The sequence below is a fragment of the Staphylococcus pasteuri genome, assembly GCF_030547725.1.
GTDB classification, from domain to species: domain Bacteria; phylum Bacillota; class Bacilli; order Staphylococcales; family Staphylococcaceae; genus Staphylococcus; species Staphylococcus pasteuri.
Genome location: NZ_JAUOQO010000783.1, coordinates 1 through 244, shown reverse-complemented (window position 1 = coordinate 244; position 244 = coordinate 1). Strand labels below are relative to the sequence as shown.

Sequence of the window (244 nt, the reverse complement as noted above, 5' to 3'; positions counted from 1 at the left end):
TGTATCCACTTGGTAATCTAGGCACACAAAGCGTTAAAAATACAGAAGACACAAGTCAACCTAGAATTATAGAAGAAATTCTAAAAAAAACAAGAGGTACTCTTGAACTGATTAATTTACAAGATCATGTTCGAGATGATACTCCACACGATAGCCAGGAAGAATGGATATTGCAAATAGCTCTCGAATTTAACCGGATGCAACAAGGTCATGTTAGAGAGTTAAAGCGGACTAAAGGTAATAA

Annotated in this window: 1 protein-coding gene; it reads left to right on the top strand. The window is 35.7% G+C overall.

Annotation, left to right across the window (positions count from 1 at the left end):
* Positions 1 to 244, top strand: a 244-nt coding sequence (locus Q4528_RS15490) for a hypothetical protein (RefSeq protein WP_303522606.1), incomplete at both ends; no start/stop codon positions are given.